This window comes from Streptomyces sp. NPDC039465 (genome assembly GCF_055639315.1).
In genome coordinates, this window is the sequence record NZ_JBVKAP010000011.1 from 64,732 (window position 1) to 77,669 (window position 12,938).

At 70.6% G+C, this 12,938-nt stretch carries 13 protein-coding genes; 5 read left to right on the forward strand and 8 right to left on the reverse strand.

Annotated elements, in window-relative coordinates:
* Positions 1-16: 16 nt before the first annotated feature.
* From ACZ7LT_RS29340 to ACZ7LT_RS29370, 7 genes are all read right to left on the reverse strand, one after another.
* A complete protein-coding gene (locus ACZ7LT_RS29340; RefSeq protein WP_471239137.1) occupies positions 17-1,009 on the reverse strand; it encodes an FAD binding domain-containing protein in 993 nt (330 codons plus the stop codon).
* Complete coding sequence (locus ACZ7LT_RS29345) at positions 1,006-1,512, reverse strand: (2Fe-2S)-binding protein (RefSeq protein ID WP_471239138.1); 507 nt, start codon at positions 1,510-1,512, stop codon at positions 1,006-1,008. The genes ACZ7LT_RS29340 and ACZ7LT_RS29345 overlap by 4 nt, the downstream gene beginning before the upstream one ends.
* Positions 1,513-1,661: 149 nt before the next feature.
* Positions 1,662-1,919 (reverse strand): DUF6479 family protein, encoded by a 258-nt coding sequence (locus ACZ7LT_RS29350; protein WP_471239139.1) that lies wholly within the window; start codon positions 1,917-1,919, stop codon positions 1,662-1,664.
* A gap of 137 nt (positions 1,920-2,056) precedes the next feature.
* Positions 2,057-2,605, reverse strand: coding sequence for an SRPBCC family protein (locus tag ACZ7LT_RS29355; protein WP_471239140.1), 549 nt, complete (start codon positions 2,603-2,605; stop codon positions 2,057-2,059).
* Between the two features lie 207 nt (positions 2,606-2,812).
* Positions 2,813-3,394, reverse strand: coding sequence for a hypothetical protein (locus ACZ7LT_RS29360; protein ID WP_471239141.1), 582 nt, complete (start codon positions 3,392-3,394; stop codon positions 2,813-2,815).
* Between the two features lie 204 nt (positions 3,395-3,598).
* Complete coding sequence (locus tag ACZ7LT_RS29365) at positions 3,599-7,153, reverse strand: LamG-like jellyroll fold domain-containing protein (RefSeq protein ID WP_471239142.1); 3,555 nt, start codon at positions 7,151-7,153, stop codon at positions 3,599-3,601.
* A 180-nt stretch (positions 7,154-7,333) separates the two neighbouring features.
* On the reverse strand, positions 7,334-7,918 hold the full coding sequence (locus ACZ7LT_RS29370) for a TetR/AcrR family transcriptional regulator (RefSeq protein ID WP_471239143.1): 585 nt from the start codon (positions 7,916-7,918) through the stop codon (positions 7,334-7,336).
* Between the two features lie 83 nt (positions 7,919-8,001).
* Between ACZ7LT_RS29370 and ACZ7LT_RS29375 the strand changes: the two genes are divergently transcribed.
* Complete coding sequence (locus ACZ7LT_RS29375) at positions 8,002-8,865, forward strand: class I SAM-dependent methyltransferase (protein ID WP_471239144.1); 864 nt, start codon at positions 8,002-8,004, stop codon at positions 8,863-8,865.
* Positions 8,866-9,083: 218 nt separating this feature from the next.
* On the opposite strand, the gene ACZ7LT_RS29380 is transcribed toward ACZ7LT_RS29375, so the two are convergent.
* On the reverse strand, positions 9,084-9,461 hold the full coding sequence (locus ACZ7LT_RS29380) for a hypothetical protein (protein ID WP_471239145.1): 378 nt from the start codon (positions 9,459-9,461) through the stop codon (positions 9,084-9,086).
* 157 nt (positions 9,462-9,618) lie between these two features.
* Here ACZ7LT_RS29380 and ACZ7LT_RS29385 point away from each other — a divergent pair, with 157 nt between their 5' ends.
* The 4 genes from ACZ7LT_RS29385 to ACZ7LT_RS29400 all read left to right on the forward strand — a co-directional run bounded on the left by ACZ7LT_RS29385 (position 9,619) and on the right by ACZ7LT_RS29400 (position 12,897).
* Positions 9,619-10,179, forward strand: coding sequence for a DinB family protein (locus ACZ7LT_RS29385; RefSeq protein WP_471239146.1), 561 nt, complete (start codon positions 9,619-9,621; stop codon positions 10,177-10,179).
* 152 nt (positions 10,180-10,331) lie between these two features.
* The gene (locus tag ACZ7LT_RS29390) at positions 10,332-10,793 is read left to right on the forward strand and encodes a MarR family winged helix-turn-helix transcriptional regulator (protein WP_471239147.1); all 462 of its coding nucleotides are present in this window, start codon (positions 10,332-10,334) and stop codon (positions 10,791-10,793) included.
* A gap of 165 nt (positions 10,794-10,958) precedes the next feature.
* Positions 10,959-11,660, forward strand: a complete 702-nt coding sequence (locus ACZ7LT_RS29395) for a DUF6882 domain-containing protein (RefSeq protein WP_471239148.1) — start codon at positions 10,959-10,961, stop codon at positions 11,658-11,660.
* Between the two features lie 73 nt (positions 11,661-11,733).
* The gene (locus ACZ7LT_RS29400; protein ID WP_471239149.1) at positions 11,734-12,897 is read left to right on the forward strand and encodes a winged helix DNA-binding domain-containing protein; all 1,164 of its coding nucleotides are present in this window, start codon (positions 11,734-11,736) and stop codon (positions 12,895-12,897) included.
* The last annotated feature ends 41 nt before the right edge of the window (positions 12,898-12,938 follow it).

The following is a 12,938-nucleotide window of genomic DNA, read 5'->3' on the forward strand; positions in this document are numbered from 1 at the left end:
GGTGGAGCGGCGGGGATCATCCGGATGCTGAGCGTGCGAGGGTGGTGACCACGTCGCAGGCGAGGTTCCTCGCCAGGCCGATCTTGTAGCCGTTGTCACGCAGCGGCTGGGCCTGGAGGAGTTCGGCCTCCACCGCCTGCCGTACGGCCTCCTCGGTCGGTACGGCGCCGTGCAGGCGTTCCTCGGTGATCGTGGCGCGCCAGGGCCGGTGGGCGAGCCCGCCGAAACAGACTGCGACGTGACGGACGCGCCCCGCGTCGAGGTCGAGCACGGCGGCGACCGAGGCGAGCGCGAAGGTGTACGACGCGCGGTCCCTGACCTTGCGGTAGCGCGACGGGAGCCCGGCCGGGCCCGGCGGGAGGAGGACGGCGGTGACGATGTCGCCGGGGGTCACGACCGTGTCCTGTTCCGGGCTGTCGCCCGGCAGCCGGTGGAACGAGGTGGCGGGCACGGTACGGAGCCCCTGCGGGCCCCGCAGCTCGATCTGGGCGTCGACGGCGGCCAGCGCCACCGCCAGATCCGAGGGCTGGGTGGCGATGCAGTGCACGGAGTGGCCGAGGACGGCGTGGTCGCGGTGGACCCCGTCCCGGGCGCCGCAGCCGCTGCCCGGCTCGCGCTTGTTGCAGGGTTTGGAGATGTCCTGGAAGTACGAGCAGCGGGTGCGCTGCAACAGGTTGCCGCCGGTGGTGGCGACATTGCGCAGCTGCCCCGAGGCGCCTGCCAGCAGGGCCTGCGAGACGACCGGATAGCGGGCGGCGACGAGGGGGTGGGCGGCGAAGTCGCTGTTCCGTACGCCTGAGCCGACCCGCAGCCCGCCGTCCGCGGTCTCCTCGATCGCGTCGAGGGGCAGCCGGGTGAGGTCGACGAGCGTGTCGGGGCGTTCGACGCCGAGTTTCATGAGGTCCACGAGGTTGGTGCCGCCGCCGAGATAGCGGGAGCCTGGTCGACCTCCATGGGCGTCGACGGCTTCGGCCAGGCTCGTGGCGGCCACGTAGGCGAAAGGCTTCACGCGATCACGTCCATGACGGCGTCCACGATGCGCGGATAGGCGCCACAGCGGCAGAGATTCCCGCTCATGAGCTCGGCGATCTCGTCGCGGGTGAGGTCGGAGGGCGGCTCGGGACCGGCCTCCCCCGCGACTTCGACGAACATGCCCAGGGCGGAGCAGAGCTGGCCGGGGGTGCAGTACCCGCACTGGTAGGCGTCCCGTTCCAGGAAGGCCGTCTGGAGGGGATGCAGCCCCGCGGCGTCGCCGAGACCTTCCACCGTGGTCACCGAGGCGCCGTTCTGTGCGACGGCGAACAGCAGACAGCTGTTGACGCGCCGGCCGTCGAGCAGAACGGTGCAGGCGCCGCACTGCCCGTGGTCGCATCCCTTCTTGGCACCGACCAGATCGAGGTGCTCGCGCAGGGCGTCGAGGAGAGTGACTCTGTGGTCCAAGGTGAGCGTGTACTCCTCGCCGTTCACCTGCAACGTGATGCGGGAGCTGGTCCCCTCGGAATGGTTCGCCACGGCTGCCCCTCCTGTCGGCGATGTGCCCGTCGCCAGGACACCTACCGTGGCCGCGCCGCACGGGACGCCGGACGGGCACGGCTGTCCCTCGGACGGCGGTGGCCGCTCCCCCGGCCGGGGGCGGAACGAACCCCCTCCGGTCTCGCTCCTCAGCTCACGGACGGGGGTCCCTCCTTGCCCGCGGGGTCCTCGGGGGTTGTCCAGCTCTCACGCCTGGCCTGCGCGGCGGGTGGCTGAGGCATGTCGGCGGCGCGCCGGCGGCGGGCGACGCGCCGGCTTCCCCACCAGATCGCGAAGATCAGCATCCCGGCCACCACCACGCCGACCAGGATCAGCAGGAGAGAAGGCGAGCCGGAGGCGGCGAGGGCGGGCATCGTGACGGCGGGGGAGGAAAGCGTGGAAAGCATGGACGCCCTTCTTCTCAAGGGGGACTGCGCGGAGTCGCACGGTGGAGGAGCGGAAAAGGCCCCGGCGGCGGGCTGACATCCTCAAGCCCGCCGCCGGGGCCGTACGCCTTCTCCGGCACGTAAGTCCGGCCGGTGGCTCACAGCATTCCGGAGCCCGGCGCCTCCCGCCTCGGCGCATCCGTGGGGGTCATGCCGGTCTGGCCGCCGGGCGGCATGGCGCCGCCTTCCGCGTCCGTAGGGGCGATCCGGCCACGCCAGCCGCGGCTCTCACCGCTCTCTTCGATGAAGCCCTTGAAGCGCTTCAGGTCTCCCTTGACGCGCCGGTCGAGGACGCCGAGGGCGTCACCCATCTTCTCGGGGATCCCCTCGGGCTCGAAGTCCATGGCGAGGCTCACGCGCGTGTGGGCCTCGTCGAGGGGCTGGAACGTGACGACGCCCTTCTGCTTGACCTCCCCGCCCACGGTCCGCCAGGAGATGCGCTCGTCGGGCAGCTGGTCGACGATCTCGGTGTCGAACTCCCGCTCGACCCCGGCGACCTTGGTCCGCCAGTGGCAGTGCTGGTCGTCGAGTTGCTGGACGTCCTCCACTCCCTCCATGAACCTCGGGAACTCCTCGAACTGAGTCCACTGGTTGTAGGCCATGCGCAGCGGAACATCCACGTCGATGGACTGCTTCACCATGCTCACGGTTTTTCCCTCCGTCCATCAGGACAATTGGGTTCATTCCACCGCGTACCCCACCCTGACCGACTCATTCCCTCGACCTGTACGCCGCCGGGCCCTGCCCCGCGCCTGCCCAGGCTCAGCAGAATCGTGCCTCCGGATGTGCGTCCGGTCGGGCCTCGGAGCGTAGGCGTTCGGTCGCGGTCCGTACTGGCCCCCGGGCTTTTGGGGTCAGCAGAGTTCGTAGATGCAGTAGTGCTCACTGCTCTCCACGAAGCAGTAGGTCGTGCCGTCCTCTTCCACTTCGATGTCGGTGCATCCAGGATCGGCGCGCAGCTGCGGTGACATGTGGCCGCCGCAAGGCCCGCACGGTCCGCCCGGTCCGCCGGCGCGCCTGGGGCCGGAGGAAGTGCGGTGCGGGGCGCCCTGGCGACGGCGGATGATGAACGGCGGGGCTCCCGTGCCGCGGGCGTGGGTCGGCTTCGTGGCGCCCGCGAGTTCGGATGCTTTGACGCTGCGGAAGGATTCGATGACCACCGGCGCGTCGGCGTCGATCGCGAATTCGCGGATTTCGTCGCCGGCAGTTGTCCGCCGGCCTGTTCCGGGGCGGTCGCGCACAGCCTCCTCGCCCACCCAGATGATCGGGCCGTCGGCGCACGGGCAGGGGTCGGTCACGCACACGCACAGCTGGAATGGCTGATTGCCGGCCCGCCGGAGCGGATGGTCGTCGGAAACGTCGAGCGACACGCCGGTGACGGTCGTGGTCGTGGCTTTGGCGAACTTGTTCGCTCTCGCCTCTTCATAGGTGGCCATGGCAACTCCGTACCTGAATCCATGAGACGGAAATTACTCGTCAAAGTATTGATCCGGGCCGGTCAAGCCGCGCCTCGACACGCTGCCGGGTAACTCGGTACGGAAATTGAGTTCCGGAAATTCGGCGCGGAAAGCGGAAAGGGGGCGGGGGCCGTACCGGCTGCCGGTACGGCCCCCTGGGGCACATGCGGCCCCGTCCCCTGGTCACATGCGGGCGAAGGTTCCCGTCTTCGTGACGGTGTCGAACGGCAGACGGACCACCGTGGCGCTGGAGGTCGCCGCCGGAGCCTGCGCCGCGCGCAGAGCGCCCAGTTCGGTGTCCGACAAGAATCGGCGGTCGAGGCGGAACTCGTCCATCGCGCCCTTGAACCGGTCGGCCGCCCCGCCGTTCGGGCGGGCGCCGAGCTGGATGCCGCGGACCTCGAAGGAGTCCCCGTACGTGAGCGAGCCGGACTGGCCCGTCTTCTCGGTGGACCAGCCGTCCACGGACAGGACCAGCCGGTCACCGTCACGGCGCAGCGACACCAGCCGCCAGCTGTCGTCGCCGAAGTCGACGCCCGCCGGGGCGACGACTTCGAGGCTGGTGGTGGCGGTGTCGGTCTGGAAGTGGGCGACGACCTTGTTCTGCTCCGGCACGGCCCTGATCCAGAGCTGGCGCTCGGCCGGACCGTAGCCGTACGCCCAGACCAGCGCCGGGGTGGTGTTGTCGGCGCTCCGGTAGCGCACCCAGGTGGACAGGGTGAAGTCGCCGTCACCCAGCGCCCTGGCGTCGCCGTGCGGCAGCTCGACGAGGTCGTCCGTGCCGTCGAAGCCGATACCGCGCTCGTACTTCCCGGCGGCTTCCGTCGGGATGGCGCCGCCGCGGACGTACGCGTGGCCGCAGTGCTTCGAGGTGCCGGGGGTGGCTCGCGTACTGGCGTCGATCGTGGGCCGCATGACCAGGTGCTGTTCGGTGTTGCCGCCCTCCATGGTCCACCACAGGGCGGGGTCCATCGGGGGGCTCCACTTCCCCTCGGCGATCTTCAGGATGTTCGTGTTCAGCTCGAGGTCGGTCAGGGCCCGCCGGTAGAAGCGGAAGTCGTCGAGCGCGCCGGTGAGGACGTCCTCCCCGCCGGGCTTCGAGCCGATCCTGATGCCCTCCGGCGTGGCGCTGCCCTTGGTGAACGATCCGGTCAGCTCCGTCGCGGAGGTGGTGGAGTGGGCGTCGTCGATGCCGTCGACGCCGAGGGTCAGTCTGCCGTCGCGCCGCATGAGGGTGAGCAGGTGCCAGACGTCGTCGCCGAAGGCGGCGCGATCGGCCTGATCGTCCTTCAGGTCGATCGCGAGGGACGTGGTGGTGTCGGTCGTGGCCCGCGCGGTCAGCATGTCGCGGCCGGGGCGGACCCGGACCCAGAGCGACTGCCCGTTGAACTCTGAGCCGTACGCCCACAGCAGGACGGCCTCGTCGGTCACGTCGGCGGCGCGGTAGCGGAACCAGAGGGTGAAGGTGAAGTCCTTGCCGTCCGTGTCCGCGGCGGGCGTGTACGGGACCTCCACGCCCGGCAGGTCGCTCCCGACGGCCAGGGCGCCGCCGCTGATCCGGCCCTTCACCTGGATCGGCTTCGGCTCCTTCGCCTCCGGGTCGGCCGTTCCGAGGAGGGTGCCGTCGAGGCAGTTGCCGGAGGCGTCGTCCTGGATGCGGACGGTGGTGAGGGCGGCCTGGGTCGCGGTGTCGACGACCTCGAAGGGCAGGTGGGCGGCGAGGCCGCCGCCAACGGCCTGTGCGGTCGCGGCGCTCTGGAGGTTCTTCGCCTCCTGGGCTGTCAGACCGCGCCGGTAGAGTCGGAACTCGTCCAGGACACCGGTGAAACCGTCGAGCGCGTCGGTGCCGGGCTTGTCGCCGAGGCGGATGCCCAGGGGGTCGGCCGTGCGCGGGACGGCCAGTCGGCCCACGTCGCCGGGCCGGTCGACGACGTTGCCGTTCGTGTCGAGCTTGTCCTTGACCTCGGTGGTCTTGTCGTCCACGCGCAGGGTGAGGGTGGTTCCGCTGCGCGTGAGCGTCAGGTGGTGCCATGTGCCGTCGCCGAAGCCCGGCTTGGCCGTTTCCGGCGCCTCCACCGCCAGTGCGGCGTGGCGCTTGTCGCCTTCCACCCAGGCCGTGATCCGGTTCTGGGCGGGCTGGGCGCGGATCCACACCTGGGGCCGGTTGCTGCCGACGCCGTACGCCCACATCAGGGTCTGCTGCGGGGTCGTGGAGGTCGCGCTGTACTTGAAGGACAGCGCGTATGTGACGTCACCCGTGACCGGGTCGAGGGACGGGGTGTACGGCAGGTCGGCGTGGGAGCCCTTGCCGTCGAGTACGAGTCCCTGGCCGATGTGCCCCTCGGGCTTGGCGGGCGGCCGGGCGGCTTCGCCGCCGAGCTGTGCCTGACCGGCCAGGTAGGCGTCGTTGGCCTCGGCGGTCGTGTCCGGTGTGGTGCGGCCGGGGGCGGGGCTGGTCTGCGGCAGGACAGTGGCCGGGACCGTGATCGCCGTCGGGAGCTTCAGCGCCGCCGGATTGAACCTGTTGAAGTAGATGTGCTGGGCGGAGAAGGACGTACCGCCTTCGTGGACGACGCCGATCTCGCCCTCGGAGAGCTCGGCCATGTCGGAGTAACTGGCCCGGTTCGGACGGCCGGTGCCATCCACCTGGCTGAGCTGTCCGCCGGGCGCGTCGGTCCAGGAGGCGCCGTCGTCCAGGGAGTAGCGGATCCACATCCCCTCGCGGTTGGTCGCGTGCGTGGGGGTGGACATCAGGAGCACGTCGCCGGGCGTCTTCTCGTACGTCTTCCGCGGGGCGAGCAGGCCGACCTGGACGTCGGGACCGACCCAGCCGACGGTGTGCCCGAACTTCGGGACCGTCGGGCCGTCGGCGCCCTCGCCGCTGACGGCGTGCATGCGGTGGCCGGTGCTGTACGGGGAGCGGGCGCTGACGTAGACCTTGCCGCCGGGCAGCTCGGCGACGACCGGCTCGCCGGGCTTCGCCTGGTCCTTGACGAAGGAGTTCTCGGTACCACCGGCCTTCCAGTTCGCGCCGTGGTCGTCGCTGTAGAGGATGCCGGCGCGCTGGTCGGTGTCGCTCACGCTCTGGTACGCGCCCACGACGAGGCGGCCCTTGTGCTCCCCCTCGGTGATCTGGATGCCGTGGGAGGGGCCGGTACCGAACCAGACCGAGCCGTCGTCCGACAGAAGCGGCGCCGGCTCGGGCTCACCGAAGGTGAGGCCGTCGTCGGTGCTCGTCTGCACCCATGACTGGCGCTTGCTGCCGCCGGGTACGGGCGCCTCGCCGTTGGAGAGGAGGAAGACGTGGCCCTGTCCGTCCTCGCTGATGTCGGCGACGGGGGAGGCGTTGCCGCGGGTGTACGGGGCGTGCGGGTCGCCGGGCTTGCCGGACAGGACGACCCGGATGGGGCTCCAGGTGCGGCCGTCGTTGGTGGAGCGGCGGACGACGGTGTCGATAGGGCCGCGGTCCGCACAGGACGGGGAGGTCCGGGCCTCGGCGAAGGCGAGGAGCGCGCCGCTCTTCGTACGCACGAGGGTGGGTATACGGAAGCAGCCGTAGCCGGCGGTGCCGGACTCGAAGAGGACCTGCTGGACGCCCAGTTGGGGCGTCGGGTGCAGTTCGGTGCCGCTGGCGGCGGCGGGCGGCGCGGCGGTGAGGCCCAGGAGGGCGGCGGTACTGGCGAGCGAGGTCACGAGGGCGACCGCGCGCCCTCCCCCGCCCGTTCTTGAACGTTTCATGGTGACGAGGTCACGCCTTTCGCTGTGGAGTGGATGGGCGGCGCTTCCCATCCCCCCGCTCACTTGAACTAAGTGCAATTCGGAGCGTAGATCACCTTTGACGCGCCACGCAAGCTTCCGGCGCACTTGCCCCATGGGAGCGGCGGCGCCGTTCTGCGGACCCCCCGGGGCATCCCCGACTCAGGCGCCGACCAGGAGGGCGACCAGTTTCTCCGCCAGCTCGCGGGGCTCCTGACCGCCCGGAACGCGCGTCATGAGCAGGTGGTGGACCGTCCCCACCAGGGCGAGAGCCATCGTCGCGGTGTCGGCGCCGGAAGGGATCCGGCCGAGGCGGCTCTCGGCATCGAGATAGGCGGCGACCGCGTCCTGGACGGCCGAGAACGCCGGTGCCCCCGCCTCCAACCCCTGACGCGCGTGCACCGAGGCCGCGGGGCGGGTCATCGCCAGAGCGACCACGGCCGGATCCACGGAGGTCAGCAGCGCCAGCGCGACGGTGACGAGGTTGCCGGCCACGGTCTCCCTGCCCACCAGTGACGGAAGCTCAGCGGCTTGGCGGGCCGTACGGGCGAACCGGTCGAGGATCAGCTCGGCGACGAACTCGTCCAGCCCCGCGAAGTGGGCGTGCAGAGCACCTTTGGCAACGCCCGCCTCCGTAGTCACCGCCCTGCTCGTCAGGGCGGCGGGCCCCTCGCGGATGACCACGCGCTCCGCGGCCGCGAACAGCCGGTCACGTACGTCGGGAATCGCCACGCCACGCGGTGACATGCCACCTCTTTCCGAAAGCCGATTGCAAGTATGGGCGAGCGCCCATACTGTTTGGGCACTCGCCCATACTAGTGAGGTCTCGCATGGAACACATCGTCAACACCGAGCAGTCCCAGGCCTGGAACGGATACGAGGGCCACCACTGGGCCCGCCACCAGGATCGCTGGGACGCCGTCAACGACGGCTTCAACGACACCCTCCTCGACGCCGCCGACGTCGCCGACGCCGGCCAGATCCTGGACATCGGCTGCGGCGCCGGCCGAACCACCCGCCTCGCCGCCGGCAGGATCCCGGCCGGCCGGGCCGTCGGTCTCGACCTCTCGGCCCCCATGCTCGAACGCGCTCGCGCCACTGCCCGCGAAGAGCACGTGGCCAACGCGGAGTTCCTCCAAGGCGACGCCCAGACGCACGGGTTCCCGCCCGGCGCCTTCGACGTCGCCATCAGCCGCTACGGCGTGATGTTCTTCGCCGATCCCGTCGCCGCCTTCACCAACATCGGACGCGCCCTTCGACCGGGCGGACGCCTGGCGTTCGTCTGCGCCGCCGAGGCGGAGAGCAACGAGTGGCTCACGGCCCTGACTTCCCTGCGCGGGATCCTCCCGGTCGGCGAGTTCGGCTCGCCCGGCTCCCCAGGCATGTTCTCCCTCGCGGACCCCGCCCGCACCACCGAGATCCTCTCCGCGGCCGGATTCACGGACATCCGCACCGAGCGGGTGGCGGCGTACGGCACGTGGGGAGTTGACGCCCAGGACGCCGCCGACTTCCTCCTGGACTCGGGCCCGGGCCGCCACCTGCTCGCCCAGGTGGACCCGGCCACAGGAACCCGGGCCCGTAGCGCTCTGCGGGACGCGCTACTCCCCCACGAAAAGGACCACGCGGTCCGGCTCCGTAGCACCGCCTGGCTGGTGACGGCCCGCCGCATCGAGACGGAACCGGCCCCGCGGTAGCGCCCTACCGCATCCGGACCCGGCGTACTCCGTCCCTGGAAAACGTCAGCACGAAGCCCCTTGGCGCGCGGACGCTCGCAGGAGCGGTGACCATCCGGCATTCCCGGGTCCGCCGGTCCCTGCCGGTGCCCCCGTGCCGGGCAGGATGGCTGCCATGGCCGCGCCCTCTGCCCTTCGTTCGACAACGGGCTGCCGAGGTGAAGCCGCGGGTGCCTGGGTTAGCTCGTTGCCCAGGGGCCGATGATCAGGATGAGCGTGGGGAGAAGGGTGGCCGCGACGCTGAGCGGCCAGTACGTGCTGCGGGCCAGCGAGCTCCTGCGCCGGAGGGGCTGGTTGGCCAGCCACCAGAGCAACCCGTATGCCCCGACGATCGGGGCGATGATCAGCAGCCAGCCCAGCAGGCCGTCGTTCTCCGTCGGTTCCCGTTCGGTCAGACCAAGGTCCGCCAGCGGCCCGTTGGCCGCGACGTACCACAGCAACCAAATCGGCACCACACCGGGAATGCCGAGCAGAACGTTCACACCGAGCGGTGCCTGCCGACGCCAGCGCATTGCGATCATCCCCCGCCTCTTCAGCGCCGCCAGGCCGGTGGTCATCGGGCTAGGCGGCTCCCCTGCGACATGCTACGCGTACAGCGATCAGCCGAGGACGAGCGGGACTCAGCGCGGCCTTGCGTCTATGGAAGGACTACGTCCACCGTTCCGAAGCGAAAACGGGTGGCGAACTCGGGCCACCACCGACGATCATGCGCACATGAGTGACCAGCCCGCGCGATGGACCCAGGCAACCGTCTACCCCGACATGTGGGCCGACCCGGACAACGACCCCCGAGAGAAGGACGGTGCAAGTCCGGAGGGCGAGCTTGCGACGCTGCAGGACTTCCTGGCGGGCTACCGCTTGACCCTGCGGATGAAGTGCGACGGCCTGGACGCGGAGCAGCTTGCCCGTCGGTCGGTTCCGCCGTCGACGATGTCGCTGCTCGGCCTGCTTCGGCACCTCGCCGAGGTGGAACGGGACTGGCACAACTGGATCAGCGACGGTGACCCGCTGCCGAAGCTGTACGGGAAGCGTGACGCGGACTTCGACGAAGCCGTCGCCGACCAGGCCGTGGTCGACGCCGCGTATGTCGATCTGGAGCGCGAACAGGCCGCGACCGACGCCGCGCTGGCCGAGCACGAGGACTTGGGCGAGCGTGTGGGTAGGAAGGGGATCCCGGTTCGGGAGCTGATGGTGCACAGGATCGAGGAGTACGCCCGCCACTGCGGCCACGCCGACCTGCTGCGCGAGTGCGTCGACGGCCGGGTGGGCCAGTAACGCGGGCGGCCCCGCCCTGGGTCCGCGTCCCGGACGCGGACCCAGCAGGCCGAGTTCATCCCGGGCTGACAGAACACGACCCCTTGACCTCAAGTGAACTTGAGATTTTACGGTGATCTTGTTCAGCCGATCACCAGCTCAGGGGGCACATCATGGAGACCGCGACGTACTCGGACCAGGAGCTCGCTGCTCAGCCGGTCGCCTACTGGACCGGAATGGCCTATGAGGAGATCATCGGGTTCATTCGTGGCCGGCAGGCCGAACTCGGCTTCACCCAGCCGCAGTACTGGATCCTCAGGCACCTTTCGAAGAACGACATCTCGGTGGACGGGCACGGAATGACCGTCGCCGAACTCGTCGAAGCCATGAGAACGTACCTGCGGTTCGAGGACGATCTCGCCGCGGAAGCCGTGACCATGCTGGACCGCGGATGGGTGACACAGGACAGTGAGGGGCGGCTGTGGATCACCGACGCCGGGGACGCCGCGCGGGCGGACCTCAAGGCCCACGCACCCGCCTGGCGTGAGCAGATACACGCGGGCATCGACGACGCGGACTACGTGACGACGCTGAGGGTGCTCCAGCGCATGATGCGCAACGTGGCGGCGAGTTGAGCCGAGGGGAGCGGCGCGGCGGCGCAGACTTGGTGCGGTTCGAGCTGAAGGGGCCGCCGACGGTCGCGGCGGCGCCGCTCCTGCTCCCCTCACCCTCACCCTCACCCTCACGTTGCCGCGTACCGGCGGCCGATCGCCCCCGCCACCTGTCATAGGGTCATGCGCATGATCACGACCTTCAGCGCCCCGTTCCTCCGCCTCACCGAGCGACACTCCGCCTGGGGTGCCGAACAGCTCGAGACCTTCAACGAGTTCATACCCATGGGCGAGTGGAGTGCCGACCTCGGGCAGTGCCTGTACCGCCAGTCCGGGCGTGAGCTGCGCATCTCCCTGCTCGGCACCTTCGACACCGACGATCAGTCATGGCTGTGGGCCTGGGCCAACCCCGGCTTCGAGGGGTCGCCGGTGGTCGACGCCGCGGAGAAGCTACGGCGGTACGGGCAGGAGCACGGTCTGCCGGAGTTCGCGAACGAACTGATCCACCTCGCCGGCCACGACGACCCCCGGCGGGCCGCCGAGACCCTGGCCTTCACGGCGATGGGCGTTCTCGGCGCCGCCGGTTACATCGGCGTCCAGGCGAACCCGAGCGCCCGCGCGTACATGGTCCCCGACGACCCGCAGGTGCCCCGCGCCGAGCCGAACGCGATCACTCTCCCTCGCGTGCTGATGTCCGGCGCCGCCCTGCTCGGCGGCTCCGCCCGGGAGGTCGTGGACGGCTACTTCGCCCACCATGAACTCCCCCGCCGCGCCGGGGCCGACCGCATCAGTGCGGGCCTCCCGGACGGCGGCACGGTGGACGTGCTCTTCGACGACCTGGACCGCATCGCGTCGGTTCATGTCAACACCGGTTCCCCGTCGGCCGTCTGACGTGCTGATGTGACCTCCCCGCAGCGACCGGGCACTGGCGGGCTCGGGGCGGTCCACGGCACAATCCTCGGCCGTGGAGATCACCGCGCGCGCACTCAACCGGGCAACGCTCAGCCGCCAGCTGCTGCTACGGCGGGAGTCGCTCGACGTCGTCGACGCGGTCCGTCGCCTGGTCGCGCTGCAGGCGCAGCACGCGGCTTCGCCGTATCTGGCGCTGTGGAACCGGCTCGACGGCTTCGCTCCGGCCGATCTGGACGCCGCCTTCACCGAGCGTACGGTCGTCAAGGCAACCTTGATGCGGATCACGCTGCACGCGATTCACGCCGACGACTACCAGGTCTTCCGTGCGGCGATGGGGCCGACGCTGTACGCCTCCCGCCTCGGTCACCGTTTCGCCGCCGCGGGCCTCACGCCCGCGGACGCGGAGGAGTTGGTGCCGGGGCTGCTGGCGTTCGCCGACCGGCCGCGGACGATCGCAGAGATGGAGGCGTGGCTCGAGGAACGGCTCGGTACAGAGAAGAAGGCCGGAGCGTGGTGGGGCCTACGGGCGTACGCGCCGCTGCTCCACGTCCCCACGGGCGGACCGTGGTCGTTCGGGTTCCGTCCGTCGTACGTCGCCGTGGGGGCGGGGACGGGCGCGGGGGCGGAGCAGGCACCTGTGCCGGGGGTCGTTTGGGATGCCTCGGAGGCGCTTCAGGCCCTCGTACTGCGCTATCTGGAAGGGTACGGTCCCGCGTCGGTGGCGGACGTGGCGCAGTTCGCGATGGCGCAGCGGAGCCGCGTCCGCCAGGCGTTGCGCGCGCTCGACGGTGCTGTGGAGCAGATCGACGGACCTGACGGCGTTGCCTTGTTCGACCTTCCCGGTGCCGCGCGTCCACCGGCCGACACGCCGGCACCGCCCCGGCTGATGGCGATGTGGGACAGCGTCCTGCTGGCCTACGCCGACCGCAGCCGCCTGATCCCGCCGGCCTACCGCCCGCTGGTGATCCGTATCAACGGAGACGTACTGCCCACGCTGCTGGTCGACGGCTACGTCGCCGGCGTCTGGCGCCCGGTCGACGGCGGGATCGAGGCGACGGCGTTCCACGATCTCCCCCGCGGGGTGTGGGACGGGCTGGCGGAGGAGGCCGCTTCCCTGACGGCGCTGCTGGCCGACCGCGACCCCCGGGTCTACAGCCGCCACCACCACTGGTGGGCCAAGCTCCCTGATGCGCAGGTACGAACGCTGCCGGGCTGAGGGGTTTCTCCTCGCAGGCCGGGCGGTGGATCAGTTCTTTG

Coding starts and splice junctions, on each gene's coding strand:
- ACZ7LT_RS29350 (WP_471239139.1), bottom strand. CDS start 1,919: ATGCTTTCCACGCTTTCCTCCCCCGCCGTCACGATGCCCGCCCTCGCC.
- ACZ7LT_RS29360 (WP_471239141.1), bottom strand. CDS start 3,394: ATGGCCACCTATGAAGAGGCGAGAGCGAACAAGTTCGCCAAAGCCACG.
- ACZ7LT_RS29365 (WP_471239142.1), bottom strand. CDS start 7,153: ATGAAACGTTCAAGAACGGGCGGGGGAGGGCGCGCGGTCGCCCTCGTG.
- ACZ7LT_RS29370 (WP_471239143.1), bottom strand. CDS start 7,918: ATGTCACCGCGTGGCGTGGCGATTCCCGACGTACGTGACCGGCTGTTC.
- ACZ7LT_RS29375 (WP_471239144.1), top strand. CDS start 8,002: ATGGAACACATCGTCAACACCGAGCAGTCCCAGGCCTGGAACGGATAC.
- ACZ7LT_RS29380 (WP_471239145.1), bottom strand. CDS start 9,461: ATGACCACCGGCCTGGCGGCGCTGAAGAGGCGGGGGATGATCGCAATG.
- ACZ7LT_RS29385 (WP_471239146.1), top strand. CDS start 9,619: ATGAGTGACCAGCCCGCGCGATGGACCCAGGCAACCGTCTACCCCGAC.
- ACZ7LT_RS29390 (WP_471239147.1), top strand. CDS start 10,332: ATGGAGACCGCGACGTACTCGGACCAGGAGCTCGCTGCTCAGCCGGTC.
- ACZ7LT_RS29395 (WP_471239148.1), top strand. CDS start 10,959: ATGATCACGACCTTCAGCGCCCCGTTCCTCCGCCTCACCGAGCGACAC.